The sequence below is a fragment of the Kribbella sp. NBC_00359 genome (assembly GCF_036097425.1).
In the GTDB taxonomy this organism is placed as follows: Bacteria; Actinomycetota; Actinomycetes; order Propionibacteriales; family Kribbellaceae; genus Kribbella.
This window is the reverse complement of sequence record NZ_CP107975.1, coordinates 4,832,751-4,855,245: the sequence shown is the minus strand read 5'-3', so window position 1 is coordinate 4,855,245 and position 22,495 is coordinate 4,832,751. Positions and strand designations below refer to the sequence as shown.

General features: G+C 70.2%; 22 protein-coding genes. 5 read left to right on the top strand and 17 right to left on the bottom strand.

What is annotated here, in order from left to right; genetic code table 11:
* Positions 1 to 57 precede the first annotated feature (57 nt).
* The 5 genes from OG876_RS23885 to OG876_RS23865 form a co-directional block, all read right to left on the bottom strand.
* Positions 58 to 1,284, bottom strand: a complete 1,227-nt coding sequence (locus OG876_RS23885) for a glutamate-cysteine ligase family protein (RefSeq protein WP_328518843.1) — start codon at positions 1,282 to 1,284, stop codon at positions 58 to 60.
* A gap of 165 nt (positions 1,285 to 1,449) precedes the next feature.
* On the bottom strand, positions 1,450 to 2,109 hold the full coding sequence (locus OG876_RS23880; protein ID WP_328518842.1) for a (2Fe-2S)-binding protein: 660 nt from the start codon (positions 2,107 to 2,109) through the stop codon (positions 1,450 to 1,452).
* Positions 2,106 to 2,879 carry an ABC transporter ATP-binding protein gene (locus tag OG876_RS23875; RefSeq protein WP_328518841.1) on the bottom strand — a complete coding sequence of 258 codons (774 nt, stop codon included), beginning with the start codon at positions 2,877 to 2,879 and terminating at the stop codon, positions 2,106 to 2,108. Before OG876_RS23875 ends, OG876_RS23880 begins: the two co-directional genes overlap by 4 nt.
* Before the next feature lie 3 nt (positions 2,880 to 2,882).
* Complete coding sequence (locus OG876_RS23870; RefSeq protein WP_328518840.1) at positions 2,883 to 3,911, bottom strand: FecCD family ABC transporter permease; 1,029 nt, start codon at positions 3,909 to 3,911, stop codon at positions 2,883 to 2,885.
* On the bottom strand, positions 3,908 to 4,957 hold the full coding sequence (locus OG876_RS23865) for a FecCD family ABC transporter permease (RefSeq protein WP_328518839.1): 1,050 nt from the start codon (positions 4,955 to 4,957) through the stop codon (positions 3,908 to 3,910). Before OG876_RS23865 ends, OG876_RS23870 begins: the two co-directional genes overlap by 4 nt.
* A 73-nt stretch (positions 4,958 to 5,030) precedes the next feature.
* Here OG876_RS23865 and OG876_RS23860 point away from each other — a divergent pair, with 73 nt between their 5' ends.
* Positions 5,031 to 6,011: an ABC transporter substrate-binding protein gene (locus OG876_RS23860; RefSeq protein ID WP_328518838.1), complete on the top strand. Its 981-nt coding sequence runs from the start codon at positions 5,031 to 5,033 to the stop codon at positions 6,009 to 6,011.
* Here OG876_RS23860 and OG876_RS23855 read toward each other — a convergent pair whose 3' ends face one another.
* The gene (locus tag OG876_RS23855; RefSeq protein ID WP_328518837.1) at positions 6,012 to 6,644 is read right to left on the bottom strand and encodes a hypothetical protein; all 633 of its coding nucleotides are present in this window, start codon (positions 6,642 to 6,644) and stop codon (positions 6,012 to 6,014) included.
* Positions 6,645 to 6,866: 222 nt separating this feature from the next.
* Here OG876_RS23855 and OG876_RS23850 point away from each other — a divergent pair, with 222 nt between their 5' ends.
* Entirely contained in the window at positions 6,867 to 7,430 is a 564-nt protein-coding gene (locus tag OG876_RS23850) for a hypothetical protein (protein ID WP_328518836.1), read from the top strand.
* Between the two features lie 178 nt (positions 7,431 to 7,608).
* Here the strand turns inward: OG876_RS23850 and OG876_RS23845 are convergent, their stop codons facing one another.
* From OG876_RS23845 to folP, 5 genes are read right to left on the bottom strand one after another with little or no spacing between them, the layout of a single operon-like run.
* On the bottom strand, positions 7,609 to 8,514 hold the full coding sequence (locus OG876_RS23845) for an alpha/beta hydrolase (protein WP_328518835.1): 906 nt from the start codon (positions 8,512 to 8,514) through the stop codon (positions 7,609 to 7,611).
* A 38-nt stretch (positions 8,515 to 8,552) separates the two neighbouring features.
* Positions 8,553 to 9,161 (bottom strand): TetR/AcrR family transcriptional regulator, encoded by a 609-nt coding sequence (locus OG876_RS23840; RefSeq protein ID WP_328518834.1) that lies wholly within the window; start codon positions 9,159 to 9,161, stop codon positions 8,553 to 8,555.
* Positions 9,158 to 9,853, bottom strand: coding sequence for a class III extradiol dioxygenase subunit B-like domain-containing protein (locus OG876_RS23835; RefSeq protein ID WP_328518833.1), 696 nt, complete (start codon positions 9,851 to 9,853; stop codon positions 9,158 to 9,160). Before OG876_RS23835 ends, OG876_RS23840 begins: the two co-directional genes overlap by 4 nt.
* Positions 9,854 to 9,856: 3 nt before the next feature.
* Positions 9,857 to 10,582 (bottom strand): pyrimidine reductase family protein, encoded by a 726-nt coding sequence (locus tag OG876_RS23830; RefSeq protein WP_328518832.1) that lies wholly within the window; start codon positions 10,580 to 10,582, stop codon positions 9,857 to 9,859.
* Positions 10,582 to 11,463 carry a dihydropteroate synthase gene (gene folP / locus OG876_RS23825; RefSeq protein WP_328518831.1) on the bottom strand — a complete coding sequence of 294 codons (882 nt, stop codon included), beginning with the start codon at positions 11,461 to 11,463 and terminating at the stop codon, positions 10,582 to 10,584. The genes OG876_RS23830 and folP overlap by 1 nt, the downstream gene beginning before the upstream one ends.
* A gap of 129 nt (positions 11,464 to 11,592) precedes the next feature.
* On the opposite strand from folP, the gene OG876_RS23820 reads away from it, so the two are divergent.
* The 3 genes from OG876_RS23820 to OG876_RS23810 are packed head-to-tail and all read left to right on the top strand — an operon-like array spanning position 11,593 to position 14,641.
* Entirely contained in the window at positions 11,593 to 12,918 is a 1,326-nt protein-coding gene (locus OG876_RS23820) for an L-fuconate dehydratase (RefSeq protein WP_328518830.1), read from the top strand.
* Complete coding sequence (locus tag OG876_RS23815) at positions 12,915 to 13,679, top strand: SDR family NAD(P)-dependent oxidoreductase (protein WP_328518829.1); 765 nt, start codon at positions 12,915 to 12,917, stop codon at positions 13,677 to 13,679. Before OG876_RS23820 ends, OG876_RS23815 begins: the two co-directional genes overlap by 4 nt.
* Positions 13,676 to 14,641 (top strand): aldo/keto reductase, encoded by a 966-nt coding sequence (locus OG876_RS23810; protein ID WP_328518828.1) that lies wholly within the window; start codon positions 13,676 to 13,678, stop codon positions 14,639 to 14,641. Before OG876_RS23815 ends, OG876_RS23810 begins: the two co-directional genes overlap by 4 nt.
* Here OG876_RS23810 and OG876_RS23805 read toward each other — a convergent pair.
* The 6 genes from OG876_RS23805 to OG876_RS23780 all read right to left on the bottom strand — a co-directional run bounded on the left by OG876_RS23805 (position 14,638) and on the right by OG876_RS23780 (position 22,460).
* Positions 14,638 to 16,164, bottom strand: coding sequence for a PucR family transcriptional regulator (locus OG876_RS23805; protein ID WP_328518827.1), 1,527 nt, complete (start codon positions 16,162 to 16,164; stop codon positions 14,638 to 14,640). The two genes, OG876_RS23810 and OG876_RS23805, sit on opposite strands and share 4 nt — an antisense overlap.
* Complete coding sequence (locus OG876_RS23800) at positions 16,161 to 17,231, bottom strand: DUF917 domain-containing protein (RefSeq protein ID WP_328518826.1); 1,071 nt, start codon at positions 17,229 to 17,231, stop codon at positions 16,161 to 16,163. Before OG876_RS23800 ends, OG876_RS23805 begins: the two co-directional genes overlap by 4 nt.
* Positions 17,232 to 17,318: 87 nt before the next feature.
* The gene (locus tag OG876_RS23795; protein WP_328518825.1) at positions 17,319 to 18,434 is read right to left on the bottom strand and encodes a DUF917 domain-containing protein; all 1,116 of its coding nucleotides are present in this window, start codon (positions 18,432 to 18,434) and stop codon (positions 17,319 to 17,321) included.
* The gene (locus tag OG876_RS23790; RefSeq protein WP_328518824.1) at positions 18,431 to 19,504 is read right to left on the bottom strand and encodes a DUF917 domain-containing protein; all 1,074 of its coding nucleotides are present in this window, start codon (positions 19,502 to 19,504) and stop codon (positions 18,431 to 18,433) included. The genes OG876_RS23795 and OG876_RS23790 overlap by 4 nt, the downstream gene beginning before the upstream one ends.
* A gap of 20 nt (positions 19,505 to 19,524) precedes the next feature.
* Positions 19,525 to 21,093, bottom strand: a complete 1,569-nt coding sequence (locus OG876_RS23785) for a hydantoinase/oxoprolinase family protein (protein WP_328518823.1) — start codon at positions 21,091 to 21,093, stop codon at positions 19,525 to 19,527.
* A gap of 20 nt (positions 21,094 to 21,113) precedes the next feature.
* Entirely contained in the window at positions 21,114 to 22,460 is a 1,347-nt protein-coding gene (locus tag OG876_RS23780; RefSeq protein WP_328518822.1) for a purine-cytosine permease family protein, read from the bottom strand.
* Positions 22,461 to 22,495: the final 35 nt, after the last annotated feature.

The following is a 22,495-nucleotide window of genomic DNA, read 5'->3' as shown; positions in this document are numbered from 1 at the left end:
GCCGGGAGCCAAGGCCCCAGGACCCCGCCGGCGCCGAAGGCCCGGCCAAAAGCACAGTCATGAAGCTCGCCTTCCTTGGGTGTCGTCGACGATGCGATGCAGCCGGGTTGCGACCGCATCGGTGAGTTCGGGGGCCGCGCCGGTGCGGGTCAGCACCTCGGTGCCCAGGTCGACCACGTCGCGGGCGGCCTGCAGGACCAACTTGTCCTCCAGCCCCTCCCGCGCCGCGGGGAACCAGCGACCGGCGGCGGGCTCGGCGGCGGCCAGCACCCGGTCGATCACAGCGGGATCGGACATCAGCGCGGTGAGCAGCAGGGTCGGGGCGATCCACCCGTCGCCGGACTGCGCGTCGAGGTAGCGCACCTCGAGATACCCGCGCGGGCGAACCGGCGGGAACAGCGTGGACAGGTGATAGTCCAGATCGTCGTACGTCGGCCTGTCGCCGGGCAGCTGTCCGTCCGCCCAGGCGCCGAAGGTCAGTCCGTCCGGCGCGTCCCAACTGTCGCCGCGGCGGAAGCACAACACGGGCGCCTCCATCGCCGTCCGCGCCCACGCGGCGGCGGGATCACCGTCGAGTGGTGGCGGCTCGGTGAACGGGGCGCAGGTACCGAAGGTCGCCTCGGTCCGGGCGGAGGCCCAGCCGGTGTCCGCGCCGGCCCGGCGGCGGGAGTTGGCGAACAGGGCGACCAGCGCGGGACCGAGATCGTGCAGCGCGCGCCAGCGCTGTGCGGTCTGGTCCGTTTCGCCGGCGTCCAGGCAGACCTGCAGGCCGGCCGTGCTGCACATCATCCGTGGGCCGTGCGGGCCGAGGCGCTGGAAGGCGTGTTCCATCGCGGCGTAGCGCGGGACGGTGAGGATGCGGCGAGGTGTGCGGAAGGGGTCCAGGCCGTGGTCGCCCGGAACGAGGTCCGCATCGAGAAGGAGAGCCGTGAGCTCGGCCGCGTCGGCGGCGGTGTCATCGATCAGCTGCGGGATCGAGTCCGACGCGGGGCCGGAGATCTCTACCTGACCACCGGGCTCCACGGTGACCAGGGCGCCCCGGCCGAGCGGCAGTTGCGGGCTGCCTCTGACCAGGGTCGGGGGCGCGTGCACGCCCAGGGCCTTGCGCAAGTGGCCGGCGTCGAGCGGCCGGTGCGGATCTTCCGCATGATGCACGGTCCACTCGAGTTCGACGCCGTACAGCCGAGGAGGACCGTGCTTGAAACAGACCATCGCGACATAACCCTCCGCCTCGGCCCGGGAGCCGATCGGAGTCGTCGCCGGAGAACCACCGGACGAGGTCACGTCAGCGAACCTAACCCCGGACCCGGGGCCGGACAACCGACGTGGGATTACCCGTCGGTGACACCTGGGACAGTTGACGATTCATGCCCGCCATGTTTCCCGGCGCCACCGACAGTTTTCCGGCCGGATCCGGACGGGCGGGGGTCGTTCCGCTCAGAGCGAAATTCAGCGGAAGCGCGGACAGGTGGTGCAGGCGTTCACGTTCGGCAGCACGTAGAAGTAGCAGCAGGACGTCCGCAGCTTCTGCTCCAGCGACACCCCGAACGCCTTGGCGGCCTGCTCGGCGTACGGCGCTTCGTCCGGCAACCGGAGCGCGGCCCGCACCTCGTCGTCGACCGCACCGAAGCGCTGCAGCGAGCCAAGCTTCACACCGGGCTCGTAAGACTCCAGGAAGGCCGTGGTGTGTGCTTTGAGTTGCTCCGAGGCTGCGGCGAGTGGCACGACCTCTGTCGACAGCAGTGCGACCTCGGTCGGGTAGTGCGCGGTCGGGTGTCGCCTGAACGCCAGAGCGGACGGCGACACCTCGGGTGAGACACCGGTCGCCGCGGCCGTCACTCCCGCCACGAGTGCGGGCACCTGGACGTACCACATCAGCGTGAACATCGCGGCGACCTGCTCAGGCGGATCTATGGAGTAGTCCCGCGCATAGTCATCCGCTGCGGCTTGGCGCCAGCCGTACGTCGGATCACCTCCGGCCAACTGCTCCGCGACCAGCTCCGCACACGACACCCACTCCGGTCCGGGCACGGAGTCCGCCGTACGCACGGACATCCAGGGCACCGAATCGGCGAGGATGTCCGCGAGTCCGCTGACGGAGTGGGTCACCCAGCCAGCCTACGATCCGGTACGACGACGGGCGCTCCCCCGACCTCGACCACAGTGGCCCGCAAACCGAAGACGTCATGGAGGAGCTCCTCGGTCAGTACGTCGACCGGACGGCCCTCGGCCGCGATCCGGCCGCTCCCCATCACCACCAGGTGATCGGCGTACTGCGCGGCGAGGGTGAGGTCGTGCAGCACCGTGACCACGGTCCGGCCTGATGTCGCCGCGGCGTGGACCACGTTCATCACGTCGACGGCGTGCGCCAGATCCAGGTACGTCGTGGGCTCGTCCAGAAGCAGGTGTTGCGTGCCCTGGGCCAGCACCATGGCGATCCACACTCGCTGCCGCTGACCACCGGACAACTGGTCGACCGACCGGTCCCGCAGTTCGGTCAGCTCGACAGCCTCGAGGGCCTCGTCGATGGCTTCGTCGTCCTCGGCGGTCAGCCGCCCGAAGAGTCCGCGGTGGGGATGGCGTCCCCGCGACACCAACTCGGCTGCCGTGATCCCCTCCGGTGTGACCGGACCCTGCGGCAGCACACCAAGCTGCCGGGCCAGCTCACGCGCCGGTAGCTTGTGGATGTCCTTGCCGTCCAGCAGCACCTGACCGCTCTGTGGAATCAGCAGCCTGCTCATCCCACGCAGCAGAGTCGACTTGCCGGACCCGTTCGGCCCGACCACCGCTGTCAGCTGACCGACCGGCACCTCCAGGGTCAGTCCGGACACGACCGGCGCATCAGCGCGGTACGCGAGGGTCAGGTTCTCGACGTGCACGGTTCAGCGTCCCTTCTGCTGACGGCCGATGAGATGAAGCAGGTACGGCGCTCCGCACGCCGCCGTGACCACGCCGACGGGCAACTCGTACGGCCCGACCCGCAACCACTGCAAACCGTTGCGCGCCAGCAGATCGGCCAGTACGACGAACAGCGCGCCGAGCATCGCGGTCGTGAGCAAGGGTGGTCGCTCCATCCGGGTCAGCCGCTGGGCGATCTGCGGCGCGACGAGTGCGACGAACGCGATCGGCCCGGCGCCCGCGGTCGCCATCGCGGCCAGCACGGTCGCGATGACCAGCAACCCGAGCCGGATCCGGGCCACCCGGACGCCGAGCGAGGACGCGACATCGTCACCGAGCACCAGCGCGGACAGGTCCCGGTTGAACATCATTGCTACCGGCAACAAAACCACGACGGCGACCAGCACCGGAATCGCGTCGCTCCAGGCGCGGGCGTTGAGCGAACCGGCCAGCCAGGCGGCCGCCCGGCCCGCGTCGTTGACGTCGCCGATCACCAGCATCCAGGCGACCAGCGAGTTCGCCGCGGCCGCGACCCCGACCCCGATCAGGACGACCCGACCGGCGTCGACCACGCCACGCCGTACCGACAACGCGCCGACGAGCAGCGTCGCGATCAGTCCACCGAGGACGGCGGCCAGCGGGATGCCGACCTTCGCGGCGGCGCCGGAGATGTTCCCGCCGCCGGTGCCGGCCAGCACGATCACCGCGACGGCGCCGGCGGACGCGCCGGAGTTGACGCCGACGATGTCGGGGCTGGCGAGCGGGTTGCGGGACAAGGTCTGCAGGAGTGCGCCGGAGACGGCGAACGCGATGCCGACGAGCAGTCCGGTGGCGACCCGGGGCAGTCGCAACTCGAGGACGACCAGACGCGTACCGCGGCGGCCGCCGCCGAGCAGCACCTGGACCACATCGGCAATCGGGAGTTTCGTCGTACCGACGCTCAAGGAGATCAGGGCGATCACGATCGCCAGAGCCGCGAAGAGGATGCTCAGGACAACGGTCCGCGACTTCACAGGACCACCGCGCGGCGTCGTACGACGAGCACGAACAAGGGCGCGCCGACGATACCGAGGACGACGCCGGCCTGGACCTCGCCCGCGCCACCGACCAGCCGCCCGACGAGATCCGCGAGGACCAGGGCGGTCGCGCCGATCAGTCCGGCGGAAGGGATCAGCCAGGTGTTGCGGGCGCCGAAGATCCGGCGGGCGACGTGGCCGGCGAGCAACCCGAGGAAGCCGATCGGTCCGCAGGCTCCGACTCCGGCGGCGGTGAGCAGGCCGATCGCACCCAGCCCGACCAGCCGGGCCCGGCGGATCGACAGGCCCAGGCCGACGGCCACATCGTCGCCCAAGGCAAGCAGATCCAGGTCCCGGGCATTGACCGCGGCCAGCAGCAGGCCGACGACAGCGAACGGCAGCACCTGACCGGCGACGTCCAGTCCGCGACCCGCCACCGAACCGACCGCCCAGAAGCGATAACTGTCCAGCGTGTCCGCGTCGAGCAGCACGATCGCGGACGTCAGCGCGCCGAGCATCGCGGCCACCGCCGCGCCCGTCAGCGCGAGCCCGACCGGCGTCGCGCCACTCCCCCGCGACGCCAACCGCTGCACGCCGAACGTGGCGATGAGTGCCCCGATCAGCGCGAACCACACCGTCGCCCCGACCGAGTCGGCAACGCCGAGCTGCAGACCGAGTACGACGGCGAACGCTGCGCCCGAGCTCACGCCGAAGATGCCCGGCTCGGCCAAGGCATTGCGCGTGTGGCCCTGCATCAACGCCCCGGCGATGCCCAGACACGCGCCGATCAGCACGGCCACGACCGTGCGCGGGAACCGCAGGCTGCGGACGATCACGTCGGCATCGGAGCCGTCATTCGCGGTGAGGGCATGCCACAACGCACCCGGCCCCAACCAGCGGGAGCCGAGCGCGAGACTGGCCGCGAACGCCAGCACCAGGATCACGACGAGGGCGAGCAGCGCGGCAGTACGCCGTACGGACGCGTTGGCACTGGGACGAACTGTGGACGGCGGCGCGGCGGGGCGTGCGGACGACACGGACATGCGGTTAGGGTTGCCTTACCTTTGAGGTGGTGAGCCACCTTAACCTGCGACCCGTCCTGACCAGGAGACACCCGTGCGCCTGCCTCGCTTCACCGCCCTGCTCGCTGTCGCCGCGCTCGCTCTGAGCGCGTGCGGTTCCTCGGACTCCGGCGACGCGCCGGACGCCGCCGGGGCTTCCGCGGCGGGCTTCCCGCGGACCGTCGAGCACGCGATGGGCAAGACCGAGATCAAGACCAAGCCGCAGCGCGTGGTCGCGCTGGACGCGAGCTTCGTGGATGCGACGCTGATCCTGGACACGCCGGTTGTCGGGTACACCGACTACCGCAGCATCAACGGGAAGCTGCCGGACTACCTCGGCGACGACCGGACGACGTACGGCTCCGAGGCGGAGGCGGTCGGCACGCTGGCCGAGCCGAACCTGGAGAAGATCGCCGAACTGAACCCGGACCTGATCATCACCGCGAAGGTCCGGCACGAGAAGCTCTACGACCAGCTCTCCGCGATCGCGCCGACCGTCATGTCGGAGACCACCGGGCCGACCTGGAAGGACAACATCCGGCTGGAGGCGAAGGCGCTCGGCGAGGAAGACCTGGCGGCGAAGGAGCTCTCGTCGTACGAGAACGCGGCCAAGACCGTCGGCGGGGCGATCAACGCGAAGGCCGGGAACCCGACCATCTCGGTCGTGCGGTTCGTCGACGGGCCGACGCGGCTCTACCAGAACGCCAGCTTCTCCGGCATCGTGCTGAATGACGCCGGCCTGAAGCGCCCGGCGCCGCAGGACGTGAACGGCTTCGCCCTCGAGATCAGCCCCGAGCGGATCAAGGACGCCGACGCCGACGCGATCTTCGTCGCCACCTACGCCGACGAGAAGGGCGTGAGCGCCAAGACCGCCGCCCAGTTCAAGTCCAACCCCCTCTGGAAGCCCCTGGCCGCCAAGGTCCACGAGGTCCCCGACCTCACCTGGATGACCGCCGTAGGCCTCCAGGGCGCCTGCTCGATCCTCACCGACCTCGCCAAAACCTTCGACGTACCGGCCCCGGCCAAGTCCGCCTGATCACGTCACCTTGAAGTCGGCGGTCTTCGAGCCTTTGGCGCCGGCATCGGTCACGACGGACACCGTCAGGTGGTAGATGCCGCGGACCTCCAGTGAGTCGCTGGAGAGGTAGAAGGTCTCACGGCAGGACCCGCTCCGCCCGGTCTTCACCACGGCAGATCCGCGCTTGAGCACCCAGGTCGGGTAGCAGCCGGTGTCCGGGTAGTGCCCGCTCTCGTCGAGCACCTGGGCGACGGCAGTCGGGATCGCGCCGGCGCGGTACTCCTGCGGTCCGATCTTGCCGTTGGCGCCCATCAGCACGGTGATGGCGAGACTGCCCGGAGCGAGGGCCGGCAGCGTACTAGTAGTCCCGGGGTCCGTGATCTGGACGGCCGGCGTCTCCGTGACGGTCTCGCTGACCGTCGCCGTCGTGGTCGTCGTCGCTGTCTGCGTCGTCAGGACCGTGGTCGGCGGCGGGGCAGGGTTGATGGCGTTGGGCAAGGCGTCAGCCCGGCCCAGCACAATGGTGAGCGCGCTGCCGATCACCGCGAAGACGGCGGGAATGGCGGCGATCAGCGCCGGATGCCGGTGCCAGGCCCACTGCTTCTTCTCGTCCGGTTTTCCGGCAGGCGGAGTCGTCGTCGTTCGGCTCACAGTGGTTCCCCCCACGTGACGTGTCGTGCCCGATGCCCCCGGGCCACCGGTGTGATGCTCAACGATGGACCAAAACCGTGAGCACGTCCACAGCGAAGAGTGACGACGTTTAGGGTCTTGGCTATGGCGGCTCTGACGAGGTGGCATGTGGGTCCGTGGACTACGCGGGGGACGCGGGTGGGTGAGCCGCTCGAGGCGGGGCGCAAGAGGACGCCGGATGAGTTGAACTTTGACGTGGTGGGGCTGGCGCGGATTCTTGGGCGGCGGTTGTCGGGGCGGGAGGAGCTGCAGGTGCGGCTGTGGCAGAACGAACTGCGGCCGACACACACCCGGCTCTGCGGAGTGCACGAACTAGCAGATCCGGACAACGCGGAGCTCTTGCGGGCGACGGCCGAGGAGGCGCTGGCTTGGTTGGGCGAGCGCGCTCCGGCCGGTTACGAGTTCGTGCTGACGGATGCGGTGGAGCTGCAGCCGATCCTCGACCTCGGCGCCGAGGTGGTCGCGGTCGACGCCGTCATCCAACTAGCCGGCTCCAACCTCCCCGCCGCGCGCCTCGCAGCCTCTCACGTACGACGCTCATCCAGCGGCACCTGGTACGCCGGCGACGCCACCTGCAATTGGTCAGGCCCCCACCAAACCGCCGACGCCGCGACAGCCGCCGTACAAACAGCCCGGCAAGAACTGACCGATCAACTCCGCATGACCGGACGCCCCGACCTGGCCGCAACCGCCCCCCGCTGGCCCTCCATCCCCGTCGAGCCCTCCCCCACCGCACCCACGCCCTAAACCCGACGCTAGGCGGACATTTCGACAGGACGTGTCCGCGTTCGGCGGGCCGACCTAGGCTCACGCACCGTCCATCACCAGGTCAGTGGGGGTATACGTCCTGTCGGCCTGCACAGTCTCTGCTGGTGCCGCCTCCGGTTTCGTGCGTTCTGTGCCCTCTGCGGTTGGGGCGTGGCCTTCAGGCGGAGTGGTTGAGGGGCGACTCGGCTGGGGTGAGGTGGCGGTTGAGGAAGGACAGTTCGGCTTCTACCGCAGTCTCGTGGGCGTCGAGGAAGGGGGCGTAGTGGCCGCCGGGGACGCGGAGGACTTCGGCGGTGGGGGCCTGGGCTGCGGCTGCGAGGGCCGGCGCGGCGAGGGCTGATTGGTCGTCGTCGCAGACCACGAAGAGCAGTGGGCAGCGGACCTGACTCGCGTACTTGGCGGGGCGGTAGACGGCGGCTCCGAAGACTGAGCGTGCCGCTATGGCCTGCTGCCAGTCGTACTGGTTGTCGGGGTCGAGCGCCTCGGTGGTCAACTGCGCGTCCGGTGTGTTGAGCAGCGCGACCGTGCCAGGCGGTCCGGCCAGGGCGACCAGCTTCGGCGGCCGACCGACGAGGCCGCCGAGCGTGTCGAGGATGCAGCGTCCGATCAGCCGCAGCGCCGTGAACGGTGTCTGATAGCGGGACGCATTGCGGCTAGCCGCCGGGCCGTCCACGTTCGCCGACTGCGCGATCGCAGCCGTCACGTCCGGATGCTCCGCGGCCAACTGCAGGACATAGCCGCCGGACAGCGAGAACGACCAGATGCCCACGCGTTCCACCCCTGGAAGCGTGGCTGCGAACGCGATCGCGGCCCGCCAGTCGTCCAACTGGTCGGCGATCCGGGCGACCTGGCGCGGCTCTCCGCCGCTCTCACCGAGGTTGCGGTAGTCGAACGCCAGTACGTCGAACCCGGCTGCCGCGAACCGCTCTGCGAACCGGTCCGTGCCCGGTTCCTTCGTCACGCCGAATCCGCCGGCCATGACCACGCAGCCGCCGTTCGACCCTGGGTAGTGCCAGGCCGCGCACTCGACGCCGGCACTGGTGAAGCTCACGTTCTCGCGCATACCAGAAGTGAACCACGTGGTTCGCAAAGTGTCTACGATCAGTCGCTAGACGCTTCCTCACGTTCGAGCGCGCGGACCAAGGCGTCGAGGCCGGCATCGATGCCGGCGCCGTCGCCGCTCGTGCGCCACTCGATCAGGCAGCCGCGCAGCGTGGCCAGGATCAGCTGAGCGACCTCGAACTTCCGTCGCTCCGGCCATTCCTGCGGACAGATCGACAGCAGGGCCGGCAGGTACTGCTTCGAGGCCTCCCGGGCCAGGTCGGCGTACCGCGCCGCGTCGTACATCGCCAGGCCGATCGCCTGGTCCAGCACCCACGACTCCTCGCCGATCAGCGTCGGCCACATCGACCGGACCCGATCCGCGAGCGACCGATCCCCGGGCGCCTCGGTGGCGGCCGCGAGTGCGCGGGTGATCCGCCGTTCGCGCAGTTGGGACACGGCCTGGGTGAGGAGGTCCTCCGGTCCGTCGAAGTGATACAGCAGCACCTTGTGCGTCGTACCGGCCGCGCGCGCCGCCCGCCGGAGCGAGAAGTCGACCAGACCGTTGACGCCGAGTTCGTCGGCGACGCGGTCGAGCAGCTCCCGCCGCCGCGCCTCACCCCGCGGCGACTTCGCCGACCGCCGATACCCCGCGCGCTCCTCAGTCACCCCGACAGTATGAACTGGGCCACGAAGTAGCCGACGCCGTACGGCGCGGCATGGTAGGTCAGGTCGCCAGTCACCGTCGATCCCTCCAGGGCGCCGGCGAGGACCTGCCAGGGCGCTCGGCCCGCCGCCTGCAACTCAGCGGCAAGGTCGGGGTCGAGGGCACGCAGTACGTCGAGATCCGTGTGCTGGAAGGCGTGTGCGACCGTGGTATCGAAGATCTCGGCCCGCGGGTGGAGGTGAACGGGCGAGTGCTCGCTTCGTCGGGCCGACCCGTCCCCCATCACCAGCAGCCCAATACGGTCGTTGCCTTCAGCAATTTCCTGGCCGAGTCGCAGGCAGTCGGCCGGAGTCGTGTCAGTGGGCACGGCGAGGTACGCGCGTGGCAGCTGGGCGGCCTTGGCCTGCTCGAGCAACCAGCCGCCGACGGCCAAGGACAACGGCAGGACGGGGTCGTCGGCGCCGATCCGCACAGCGGGCGCGCCGTACGCGCCGAAGGAGCCGCCTGCGGCGGCCGGGAAGGTGGCGCGGACAGGTCCCGTCCCGACCACGAGCACGCTGGTCGCGTTGGACAAGCCGTCGATCGCAGTCAGGCAGGCGGTGCGGAGGTCGTCCAGCTCAGGTGCCGCTCCGGAGGCGACCTCGGGGACGAGCAGCGGCGGGTGGGGGCAGACCGCGGCGCTCACGACGGGCACGGGCTAGGCCTCCCGGACGTAGCGGAAGAAGAGGTAGTCGTCCTGGGCGGCGAGCGTCGACTCGAGCTTCATCTGCCGGGTCAGCGTCGTCGCCGGCCCCGCGGTGATGCGGCCGGAACCGGGCCCGGCGAGGAGTGGCGCGAGCGCGAGACACATCTCGTCGACCAGGTCGGCGTCAGTCAGCGCTCCGAGCAGATGCGGCCCGCCCTCGCACAGGATCTGCGGCATCGCCCGCGCCGCCAACTCGTCGACGAGCGCCTTCAGATCGACCTCGGCCGCACCCAGAACCAGCACCTCGGCCACCTCGCCGAGTGCCTCGCGCCGCTCCGGCGGCGAGGCAGCGTGGGTGACCACTAGCGGCCGAACCGCCGACTGGAACACCGGGTTCACCGGGCTCAGCTCCAACCGCGACGACACGATCACCAACGTCGGATTCTCGGCCAGTCCCTGCGCCGTCCGCCACTCCCGGGCCGCCTTGGACAACCGCAGCGGCGAGTATCCCTCGTCGCGGATCGTGCCGGCGCCGACCAGCACCACATCGGCCAGCCTCCGGACCATGCTGAACACCCGGCTGTCGGAGTCACTCGACAACGCCTTGGACCGGCCGTCGATCTCGACCGCGCCGTCGAGGCTGCTGACGAAGTTCGCCCGCAGGTGCGCGACCGACCGATCCTCCGGTTGGTAGACCGCGGCCAGTTCCGGGTCGGAGAGGTCTTCCAGGCGACGCATCAGGCCAGGCTCCTTCGGGTTCCGGCGGGCTGGGCGGTGCCACGCAGTACGGCGATCAGGTCGAGCGCCTGCCGAGCCGCGGGTACGTCGTGGACTCGGAACACCCGGGCACCCAGCCAGGCCGAGATGCTGAGTGCGGCGAGTGTCCCGTTGCCACGCTGCCCCGGCGGGAGCTCGAGGGTCTCGCCGATGAAGTCCTTGTTCGATACCGCGACCAGCACCGGCCAGCCGGTCGCCGCCAGCTCGTCCAGGCGCCGGGTCAGCTCGAGTGACTGCAGGGTGTTCTTGCCGAAGTCGTGGGTCGGGTCGATCAGGATCCCGTCCGGCCGGACCCCGGCCGCGACCGCGCGGTCCGCGAGACCGGTCGTCGTCCGGATCACGTCCGCGACCACGTCGTCGTACGCCATCCGGTGCGGATCCGTGCGCGGTGAGAGGCCGCCGACGTGGCTGCAGACGAGTCCGGCCCCGGCTTCGGCGGCGGCGTGGACCAGGTCGGGATCGGCGCCGCCCCAGGTGTCGTTGAGGAGGTCGGCGCCGGCCTCGGCGACCCGCCGGGCGACCCCGCTGCGGTAGGTGTCGACGCTGATCACCAGGCCGGGATGCCGGGCCCGGATGCCGGCCACGAAGTCCACGGTCCGGCGGAGCTCCTCGTCCTCGCTGACGGGTTCGCCGTACCCGGCCTTGACGCCGCCGATGTCGACCAGGTCGGCGCCGTCCGCGACCGCCTGGTCGATCGCCGCGTAGGCCGCGTCGGTCGCGTACGTCGCGCCCCGGTCGAAGAACGAGTCCGGGGTGCGGTTGATGATCGCCATCAGGGCGAATTCGCCCACGCCGAACGACCGGCTCCCCAACCGCAGTACGCCGTCGCCCTCGTCCGCCACGGCACCGACTCTAACCGGCGGATCCCCCGGCCATCACCATCGGTGCCCGGCCCTGAGCGCTGCCCAAATCGGCACATATCCTATAGGATTCCTCGCGACAGTCCGCCCACCGCCGCAGATCGGGTCCTGATGCCACGATTCACCGAGTTAGAGACGTACGACGTCCGCTTCCCCACGTCGCTGGACCTGGACGGCTCCGACGCGATGAACACCGACCCCGACTACTCGGCGGCGTACCTGATCCTGCGCACCGACGCGGCCGACGGGCTGGAGGGACACGGATTCGCGTTCACGATCGGCCGTGGCAACGACGTACAGACCGCGGCGATCGAGGCGCTCCGCGACCACGTGATCGGCCTCGACCTGGACGCGACGCTGAACGATCTCGGTGGGTTCTGGAAGTCGCTCGTGCACGACTCGCAGCTGCGCTGGCTCGGCCCGGAGAAGGGCGTCATGCACATGGCGATCGGCGCGGTCGTCAACGCCGTGTGGGACCTGGCCGCCAAGCGGGCCGGCGTACCGCTGTGGAAGCTGCTGTCCGACCTGACGCCGGAGCAGATCGTCGATCTCGTCGACTTCCGCTACCTGACCGACGCGCTGACGCCGTCCGAAGCGCTCGAGATCCTGCGCGCCGCGAAGGCGGGTCGCTCCGAGCGGGAGGCTTTGCTGCGGGAGCGGGGCTACCCGGCGTACACGACGACACCCGGCTGGCTCGGGTACGACGACGCCAAGCTGGTGCGGTTGTGTCACGAGGCGGTCGCGGAGGGCTTCACCCAGATCAAGCTCAAGGTCGGCGCGGACCTGGACGACGACATCCGCCGGATGCGGCTGGCCCGCGAGGCGGTCGGCCCGGACATCCGGATCGCGATCGACGCCAACCAGCGCTGGGACGTGGCCGACGCGATCCGGTGGGTCGAGGCCCTGGCGCCGTACGACGTCTGGTGGGTGGAGGAACCGACGAGCCCGGACGACATCCTCGGGCACGCGGCCATCGCGAAGGCGATCGCGCCGATCCGCGTGGCGACCGGTGAGCACGTGCAGAACCGGGTGGTGTTCAAGCAGATGTTGCAGGCCGGGGCGCTGTCGGTGCTGCAGCTCGACTCGGCCCGGGTCGCGGGAGTGAACGAGAACGTCGCGATCCTGCTGCTGGCGGCGAAGTTCGGCGTACCGGTCTGTCCGCACGCCGGTGGGGTCGGGCTGTGCGAGCTGGTCCAGCACCTGTCGATGTTCGACTACGTCGCGGTGAGCGGGTCGGTGGAGGATCGCGTGATCGAATACGTCGACCACCTGCACGAGCACTTCCTGGACCCGGTGGTGATCCGGGACGGGCACTACGTGGCGCCGGAGCGGCCCGGGTTCGGCGCCGAGATGGATGCTGAGACGCTGACCGACTTCCGGTACCCAAGTGGCAAGATCTGGACCGACCTGACTGATTCGAAGGAGAGCGGGAAGTGACGGACTTCGCCGGCCTGCGGGCCGTGGTGACCGGAGGCGCCCAGGGCATCGGACTCGCGGCCGCCTCGCTGCTGGCGTCCCGGGGCGCGCAGGTGGTCGTCTTCGACCTGAAGCCTGACGTATCCGAGCCGCTGACCGGGATCGCCGCGGACGTCACCGACGACGGTTCGGTCCGGGACGCGGTCGCCGCGGCGGCGCTGCAACTCGGCGGGATCGACATCGTGGTGAACAACGCCGGCATCGGCGCGCAGGGCACGGTCGCCGCGAACGACGACGACGAATGGCACCGCGTCCTCGACGTCAACGTGGTTGGCATCGCTCGCGTGACCCGGGCCGCGCTGCCGTACCTGCGGAAGTCGTCGGCCGCCGCGATCGTCAACACCTGCTCGATCGCCGCGACCGCGGGCCTGCCAAATCGTGCGTTGTACTCGGCGAGCAAAGGCGCCGTCCTCGCGTTGACGATGGCGATGGCCGCGGACCACGTGCGCGAGGGGATCCGCGTCAACTGCGTGAACCCCGGTACGGCGGACACGCCGTGGGTCGGCCGATTGCTCGACGTGGCCGAGGACCCGGCCGCCGAACGAGCCGCCCTGGAGGCGCGTCAGCCGATGGGCCGGCTGGTGTCGGCGGACGAGGTCGCGCACGCGATCGCCTACCTGGCCAGCCCGCTGTCGGGCTCGACGACCGGTACGGCGCTCGCCGTCGACGGCGGGATGCAGAACCTGCGGCTGCCGGCGGTCCAGAATCGAGCACGCTCATGAAGATCTTTCCGGACGGTCAGCGGGTCGGACTGGGCGGTGCGCCGCTGGGGAATCTGCTCGGCTCGGTGAGTGAGGCGGATGCGGTCGCGACCGTGAACGCCGCCTGGGACGAGGGGTGGCGGTACTTCGACACCGCTCCGCACTACGGGCTCGGGCTCGCCGAGGAACGGCTCGGGGATGGGCTGCGCGGCAAGCCGCGGGACGAGTTCGTGCTGTCGAGCAAGGTCGGGCGGATCATCTACGAGACCGACGGCGCGGCGACCGACGACGAGGGCTTCGAGATCAACACGAACCGGCGGCGGCGCTGGGACTTCTCGCGGGACGGCGTGTTGCACAGTATCGAGGACTCGTTGCGGCGGATCGGCACCGACCGGCTCGACGTGGTCTTCGTGCACGACCCCGACGACCACTATGACGAGGCCGTCGCGACCGCCTTCCCGGCGTTGATCGAGCTGCGCGACCAGGGCGTGATCGGCGCGATCGGCTCCGGCATGAACCAGACCGCGATGCTGACCCGGTTCGTCAACGAGATCGACATCGACGTGATCATGCTGGCCGGCCGCTACACCCTGATCGACCCCGACGGGCTCGACGACGTCCTCCCCGCCTGCCTCGCGAACGACGTCCAGGTAGTTGCCGTCGGCATCTTCAACTCCGGCCTGCTCTCCCAGCCCCGCCCCGCCCCCGGCGCCACCTTCAACTACGCACCCGCCGCGGATTCCCTGGTAGCCAAGGCCAACCAGCTCGCCGACATCTGCGAGTCCCACGGGGTCACCCTCCCCGCCGCGGCCCTGGCCTTCCCCCTCGCCCACCCCGCCGTCGCCGGCATCGCGGTGGGTTGCCGCACCCCCGACGAGGTCCACACCAACGCAACCCTCGCCCGCACCGAGGTCCCGGTCGCCCTCTGGTCCGACCTGAAGTCCGCCGGCCTCCTCCGCGAGGATGCGCCGACTCCGTCTTAGGTTCTGGTGGTTCTGGAGGCTAGGTGGAGGGCCAGGCGTTCGTCCGGGTTGGCCAGGTCTACGCCTAGGAGGTGCTGGATCTTGGTGATGCGGGCGGCTGCTGTGTTGCGGTGGATCCCCAGGACAGCGGCGGTTTCGGCCAGCGAGGACTCGGTGTCGAGGTAGACCGCGAGGGTCGTGACCAGGTCGCCGGGCTGGTCTTCGATGGGAGCCAGGAGAGCGCGGGCGGCAGGTTGGAACGTGTCGGTGCGGGTCCAGGCCAGGAGGAGCTGGGCCAGGCCGAGGCGGTCAACGTGGAGGAAACGGCCGGTTTCGGCGCGGCCCCGGGCCAGGCCGGCCGCATCACCTGCTTCGGCCAGCGACGTGGCGATTCCGCTCGGACCAGGTGCAACCCGGCCGACACCGACGTACGCATCGACCGTCAGCAGGCGACGCTGCACCCGTCTGATCGCCGCCGCCTGCTGCTGGACCTCGGTCGACGTCGGCTCGCGCGCAGCGGTGATCCACGCGGACCATCCGTCACCCTGCTCCACCACGACCGCCTGCAAACCCTCAGCGTCAAAGGCTTCCACCACGTCGGCCCGCCGCCCCGCGACGTCCACCTGCCCGTCGGTCCCGATCCGGATCCCCGTGTGCCACCCGTCCAGCTGCCACCCGAGATCCACGGCCCGCCGCCGCGTCGCCTCCGACGGCTCACCATGCACCAGCTCACCGAGCAACGACGTACGCTGCCGCGCGTCCCGCTCCAACTCCAGCCGCCGCAACGCCAACCGCTCCCCCACCGCGGGCGCCACCACCGTCAACACAGCAGGTACGGCGGCAACCTCAGCCGGCACGACTCCGGGCAACCGGGCCACCAGCCAGCACACCGGCCCAGCACCGAGCACTGCCACCGCAATCAGCACCGCACCACTCGGCAGATCCACCCGGTACGGCGCCGCCCAACCCACCGGCACCGCGGGTAACGCCGCCACGAGCGCGGGCCGTTCGTCAGCCGCCAACGGCTCCCCCGCCAACGTGCCTCCGTCGGAGCCGGCCAATGTCACCGGCCGCCCCAGTACGGCGCACGCCGTACGCAACACCGAACTCAGATCGCTATCGGCCCGCCGCAACGCGGTCACCGCCCGGAGCACCAGGTCGGCCCGCACCACGTCGGGCTCGGCCGCCACCCGATTCAGGTGCTCGTGAGCTGCTAGCGGATCCGGACTGCCCAGCACCGGCAGCTGCAACCGCTCGGCCAGCAGCTGAGCTCCACGGCCGAGTGGCTCGGCACCGGCGAGCAGCAGGGCCGCTGCGCCCGCTGCCGAGGCTCGGCTGATCAGTGCGTCGATCCGCCAGTCGGAGTGGTCGGTCGCCAGCAGTACGACCAGCAGTTCGCCGGTCATCGGCTCCGGATGGCCGGCGACGTTCATGAGCACGCGAGAGCCGATCAGCGTGGGACCAGGTTCCTGTCCACCGCCCAGGACGACGACATCCCGCCAGCCGGGTGAGGTCAGCATCGCCGACAGCGAAGGCGCGGTCATGAGGCCTCCAGCAGTTGCGGGTCGCACCCGAGTCCGAACGCTCGCGGTCCGACGTACCCGATCCGATCGCCTCGGCGCCACCAGTCCGGCCCGGGGAGTGCCAGTACGAGCACCTCGTCGCCGGTTCGGATCGCCTCGACCGCAATCGGCTGCAGTGTGCGTCGATCCAGCACACAGACGAGGTCCGGCGTACTCACGACCGGCTCTCCGTCGACCATGGCGAGCAGATACTCGTTCTCCGTCTCGATCCGTACCACCGCACGGCTCGCGGAATCGACCACACAGACACTGCCGCGCCCGAAGGCAGCCCCGCCGTTCGCTATGGCATGCCGCGCGACCTCTTCGACCCGTCCGCCACCCAGCAGCCGGCCGCCGAGAGCCGACGCGACAGTCGCCGGCGCAGCGCCGGTGTCGAGTCCGGCATGCGCCCGGCCCAGCGCCAGAGCTCGAGTCAAACTGCCATTGACCGCATCCGACGTCGCGGCATCGACAGGTGTCGGCGCCAGCGCCAGCACGGCCCAGCCGCCGGTTTGGGCAACAAAGCTCCGCACCGCGCGTTCCAGACCGGACGCATCGACGTGATCCACCACGATCACCTGTCCGCTCGGTTCACTGAGCGCGCAGGGCGTCAGCGAACGCCCCGCCACCGCCCAGGAGAACTGGTCGAGCCGTGGCATCGCCCGGCCCATCAGATCGGCGTCGACGAACGGCAGTCCGAGGTCCAGCGCGGCGATGAGCGGACTGAGGCCGTTCAGCCCACCTGCCTCGAGTGACATCAGCCCGGTGACCGCCTGCCCGGTCCACCGGCTCACCGCCCCAACGGCGGTCTCGAACTCACCACCACTGGGCAGCTTCTCCGCCAGCACGCTGGTCGCACCCACCACGCCGATGGGGCTCAGGTACGCACCGGGTGTGTCCGAGGCGTCCCGCAGTACCAGCTCACCAGCCCCGAGCCGCCGACGCAGCATCCGCCCGAACGCACCCGTGTCGCCGCCGCCACCGGACCCCAGCAGAGTGACGCCGACGACCAGCGCCCCCAGATCCTGCTCTCGGATGACCGTCGTCATGAGCCGATGATGTCACCGAGGCGCCGCCCCCGCGGGGCGGAACGCTCGGCCCGCCGCGGAGGGGTATCGAGCACGGCGGGCCGAGAGTCAGGGGGCGACGGTCAGAGCCTCGACCCGTCGTTCGACCGGACTGAAGTCCACCTCGAGCCCGAAACAGGCCGGTCCGAACACCGCCAGCGCCTCAGGTGTGCGCATCAGGTCGGGCGTGGAGATCCCGACCACGGTGACCCGTTGGCCGTAGCGCAGGCCCTCTGTGGTGATCGGCTCGGCGGTGTCGGCCTCGAGCACGCAGATCAGGTCCGGCACCGTGCAGACGACCTCGCCGTCGACTTCTGCGACCAGGTTCTCGTTCTGGAAGCGCATCTCCAGTTCGGACCCGCCGTCGTACGCGGTGAAGCGGGCGCGGCCGCGGGCGAAGCCCTCGACGGTACGGCGTTCCACGTCGACCACCTTGCCGCGGAAGAGCACCCGGAGGTGGTTGTAGAGCGTCGGCGCGAGCGCTGCCCGGATCGCCTCGATCGGATCGTCATGCGCAGCCCTGGCTTCGCGGACCGCGCGCCCGATCGACAGGCCGAGGCTGAGTGTTCTGGGTACGGCGGTGCGCTTCACCTCGGCGCCCGTCATCGAGTACTCCGCGATGTGCGCGACGCCGCCCAGCCGGATCGTGATCCCGCGGGCCAGCCACTCCATCTGCTTGTTGTCCGTGCCGGTGTCGATGACGACGGTCTCGTCGTGTTCCCCGGCGATCGCCATCGGCGACCCGGGTACGCCGTACACCGAGAACGTCTCCATCTGGAGTTCGGGGAACGCGCGGCCCATGCCGTCGGCATCGACCACCGGCAGACCGGTCCGGGCGGCGACGAGCAGCGGGATCATCGAGTTGATGCCGCCGCACTCGATCGGCATCGTCGCATCCGCGGTGCGGCCGAGATGGCGCTCGAGTGCGCGCAACGCGCCGACCGGCTCGCTGCCGCGCGGGATCTTCTCCACGATGACCGTCGGCGCACCCATCTGCGCGGTCGGGATGACGAAGGCGTCGTCGTCGAGCTCATCCGGGTCGAGGACCGTGACCGGTCCGTGCTCGCGGATCGCCTGCTCCACGAGCAATCGCCCGATCAGCGGATCGCCGCCACCGCCGGTGCCGAGAATCGCGGCACCCCTCGCAAGGTCTCTCAGGTGCTCGATGTCGAGCTGCCAGCTCATACCGTCTCCAGCGCGCGGATCGGGTCGAGGTCGTAGCCGAAGTAGCGCGGACCGACCAGCTCGATACCTTCCGGTGAGTGCCACCGTTCGTCGGCGGGCGCGGCGAGCACGCTGACGCGGTGGCCGTAGCGCAACGCCTCCGTGGTGATGGGCTCGCCGGACTCGGTGTCGAGCACGATGATCAGGTCGGGCGTGGTCGCGACCGCGGTGCCGTCGATCTCGGCCACCAGGTGCTCGTTCTGGAAGTGCAGCGCCATCAATCGCCCGAGCGATGCGTCCAGTCCGTCGATCGCGGCGTCACCCCGGGCGAACCCGGTCGTCGTACGTCGTTGGACATCGACCACCTTGCCGACGTGCAGCAACCGGCCGCCGAGCTGATCGACCACGGCCGCGACCGGATCGCTGTGCAGTTGCTGCGCACGCTCGATCGCGTGACCGATCGCGAGGCACTGGCTGAGAGTCCCGGAGACGAACGCCCGGCGGATCTCGGAGCCGGTCATCGCGTACAGCGAGACGATCGCCGAGCACCCCATGTCGACGGTCGCGGACCGGGCCAGCCGCTCGGCCCAGGGGTTGTCGATCGTGTCGAAGACACCGCGGTTGCCCTTCTCGTCGACAATCGACATCGGGGTCGCCTCGATGCCGGCCAGCGTCGGCAGCACCATCTGCAGTTCGGGGAACGCGCGGCCCATGCCGTCACCATCGACCAACGGCAGACCGAGTTGCGCCGCGGCGATCACCGGGACGGTCGAGTTCACGCCGCCCGCTTCGATACACGCGATGTGAGTCGGCGTCTTGCCGACATACCGAGCCAGGGTCTGGACGGCGACCGAGATCTGATCCGCCGACGGGAGCTTCTCCACCATGACGGTCGGCGCGCCCATCATCGCCACCGGCAACACACAGGCGTCGTCCGGAAGGTCGTCAACGGCAACCATTTCGACCGGGCCGTACTCCCGGACCGCCTGCTGCGCGAGCAACCGGCCGATGTGCGGATCCCCGCCACCACCGGTGCCCAGCACGGCAGCTCCACGGGCAAGCGCGGCGAGCTCATCGACACCCAGCCTCATCGCACTTCCCCCATCTGGGTTCATGATGCCCCCAGCCGGAGATCGCCGACCGCCTTGCAGCGGATGCGGGTCGCGTTGCCCGGCAAATACGGAATCGGTACTTCGTCGAAGTCCACGATCCGCACCTGCGCCGGATCGGCGCCTGCGGCGACGGCTCGGTCGACCGCCTCCTGCCGCGCCTCGTCCACGACCGCGTCCCGCCGGCCGGGGTCGATCGCGTACACCCGGTCCACCTCGCCGCCGACCTGGGCGATCGCCGCACCGATCGCGTTCGCCACCGCGAAGTGATCCGGCCGATGCACCGCGAGACTGCCCGGCAGATCGTCCGGCAGGAGGATCGAGCCACCGCCGACCGCGACCACCGGCAGCGGGTCGGGCGAGGTCCGCATCCGCTCCACCGCGTCCGCGATGTCCGCCGCCACCCGCGCCAGCGCCGCCTTCACCAGCGTCGGATCGAGCTCGGCCACCGCCGCCGGGTCACCGATCTCGGCCCGGCCGGCCGCGACCGCGATGTCCGTCGCGGTGAGCGTCGTACCGCCGAAGACCAGCGCCTCCTCGGTCAGTCGATAGCCGACCGACCGCGGGCCGACCGTCACCAGGTCGTTGCCCTCGGCCACCAAGCTGCCACCGCCGATGCCGATGCTGAGCACATCCGGCATCCGGAAGTTGGTCCGGACGCCGGCCACGTCCACCTCCGTGGTCGCCTCCCGCGGGAAGCCGTGCGTGAGTACGCCGACGTCGGTCGTCGTGCCGCCGACGTCGACGACCGCGCAGGTGTCCAGGCCGGACAGCAGCGCCGCGCCGCGCATCGAGTTGGTCGGGCCGGACGCGAACGTCGCGACCGGGTAGCGGCGGGCGAAGTCGACGTCCATCAGCGTGCCGTCGTTCTGGCTGAGGTACAGCGGCGCCGCGATGCCGTGGCCCGCGACCGCGCCGGCCAGACCGTCCACGATGCTCGCCGCGAGCTCACGCAGAGCCGCGTTGATGATGGTCGCGTTCTCCCGCTCGAGCAGGCCGATCCGGCCGATCTCGTGGGACAGCGAGATCGCCACGTCGTCGCCGAGTTCGGAGCGCAGGATCTCGGCCGCCCGCAGCTCGAACTCGTTGCTCACCGGCGAGAACACCGACGAGATCGCCACCGACCGGACGCCGTGCGACATCATGTCCGCGGCGTGCCGGCGCAGCTCGTCCTCGTCCAGCTCGGCGATGTGCCGTCCGTCGAACTCGTGCCCGCCATGGGCCAGGTAGCTGCGCCCGCTGATCGCCTCGACCAGGCGCTCCGGCCAGTCGACCAGCGGCGGCAGCGACGCGGTGGCCGGCAGACCGAGCCGCAGCGCCGCCGTCGGGGCGAGCCGGCGCGCCTCGATCAGGGCGTTGATGAAGTGCGTGGTGCCGATCATCACCGCCTGGATCTGCGCCGGGTCGAAGGACCGCTCGGCCTGCAACCGGTCCAGGGTGTCGATGATGCCCGCGGTGACGTCCGCACTGGTGGCCGACTTGTTGGCGGCCAGCACGCTGACGCCGGTGCCCTCGCCCTCCAGCAGTACGGCGTCGGTGTTGGTACCACCGACATCGATCCCGATACGCATTCCAGATCCTCCCGTTGTGTCTAGCTGGTCGCCGGTACGGCGGTGATGGCGGTCTGCTCACTGTCCATGGTGCGACTCGTCCCGACGCCCCGGATCAGGCCGAGCCGGCCGGCGACGACGTACGCCGCGAAGCCGACCACCAGTGAGTTGATGCTGGGCAGACCCCAGGTGACGTACTTGCCGATCAGGGCGGCGGCGACCCAGATCACGATCGTGGCCGGTACCCAGGTCGGCGCGGTGGCGGGCAGCGTGCCCTCGGCCCGCGTCGCGTCCAGCTCGGGGCGCCAGCGCTTCACCACGAAGTACTCCGCGACCATGATCCCGGCGATCGGCGGGAACGCGACGCCGAGCACGATCAGGAAGTCGGTGAACTTGTCCAGGATCCCGCCGGCCGCGAGCACACTGCCGAGGATGCCGACCACGAGCGTGACGACGGCCCGGTTGACGTGCCGGCCGAAGACGGTGCCGATGAAGTTCACCACGCCGAGGCCGGAGCTGTAGAGATTCCAGTCGTTGATCTTGATCGTGCCCAGGATGATCACCAGGGTGCCGACCCAGCCGACCGACGAGGTGACGATGGTGATCACGTTCGCCGAGCCGACCGCGTGCGCGAGCAGTACGCCGCACAGGCCGATCACGTACTCGCCGAGGGTGATGCCGAGAACGGTCTGCTTCACCACGTCCCCGACCGTCCGGTTGAAGCGGGTCATGTCCGGGGTGATCACCGCTCCGACGATGAATCCGCCGGCGACGAGCGTCGTACCCTCCAGCAGGCTCAGCGGCGGACCCGGCGGCGCGGAGCTGACCAGTGCGCTGAGGCTGTGGTCGGACAGCTCGCTGATGATCGACCAGCCGACCAGGAGGAGGAACGCGGGCACGGTCACATAGGCGACCCACGCCATCGAATGGAAGCCACGGAGCACGACCAGCGTGACCGCGAGACCGAAGACGAGCGACCAGCCCCACGTCGGCAGTACGCCGATCAACTGGCTCAGACCGGCCGCGGACACCGCGGACTGGATCCCGAACCAGCCGATCAGACTGATCCCGATCGCCAGCCCGATCAGTGCCGAGCCGGCCTGACCGAAGCCGGTCCAGCGGGCGATCACCGAGGTCTGCAAGCCCTCGCGGGCCCCGATGATCCCGATCAGGATCGCCACCAGCTCGAGGATCACCGCGCCGAGCGTCAGCGCCCAGAACGCGGTCCAGAAGTCCATCCCGAACCCGAGCGTCGCGCCGAGCAGAAACTGACTGAGCGCCGAGATCTGCCCGAACCGCTGCGTCGCGACAGACCACCACGAATACCGGGCACTCTCCGGAACCCGAGCGAGCGCGTAGTCGTCCGTACCAACAGATGAACCGGCCATGAGAACCTCCAGCCTGGGGATTTCATCGAACGTAC

What these genes read in the sequence shown, in the direction of transcription:
- OG876_RS23790 (WP_328518824.1), bottom strand. Translation starts at nt 19,504, where the DNA reads ATGAGGCTGGGTGTCGATGAGCTCGCCGCGCTTGCCCGTGGAGCTGCC.
- OG876_RS23805 (WP_328518827.1), bottom strand. Translation starts at nt 16,164, where the DNA reads ATGACCGCGCCTTCGCTGTCGGCGATGCTGACCTCACCCGGCTGGCGG.
- OG876_RS23865 (WP_328518839.1), bottom strand. Translation starts at nt 4,957, where the DNA reads ATGTCCGTGTCGTCCGCACGCCCCGCCGCGCCGCCGTCCACAGTTCGT.
- OG876_RS23785 (WP_328518823.1), bottom strand. Translation starts at nt 21,093, where the DNA reads ATGCGTATCGGGATCGATGTCGGTGGTACCAACACCGACGCCGTACTG.
- OG876_RS23820 (WP_328518830.1), top strand. Translation starts at nt 11,593, where the DNA reads ATGCCACGATTCACCGAGTTAGAGACGTACGACGTCCGCTTCCCCACG.
- OG876_RS23830 (WP_328518832.1), bottom strand. Translation starts at nt 10,582, where the DNA reads ATGCGTCGCCTGGAAGACCTCTCCGACCCGGAACTGGCCGCGGTCTAC.
- OG876_RS23810 (WP_328518828.1), top strand. Translation starts at nt 13,676, where the DNA reads ATGAAGATCTTTCCGGACGGTCAGCGGGTCGGACTGGGCGGTGCGCCG.
- OG876_RS23845 (WP_328518835.1), bottom strand. Translation starts at nt 8,514, where the DNA reads ATGCGCGAGAACGTGAGCTTCACCAGTGCCGGCGTCGAGTGCGCGGCC.
- OG876_RS23780 (WP_328518822.1), bottom strand. Translation starts at nt 22,460, where the DNA reads ATGGCCGGTTCATCTGTTGGTACGGACGACTACGCGCTCGCTCGGGTT.
- OG876_RS23795 (WP_328518825.1), bottom strand. Translation starts at nt 18,434, where the DNA reads ATGAGCTGGCAGCTCGACATCGAGCACCTGAGAGACCTTGCGAGGGGT.
- OG876_RS23800 (WP_328518826.1), bottom strand. Translation starts at nt 17,231, where the DNA reads ATGACGACGGTCATCCGAGAGCAGGATCTGGGGGCGCTGGTCGTCGGC.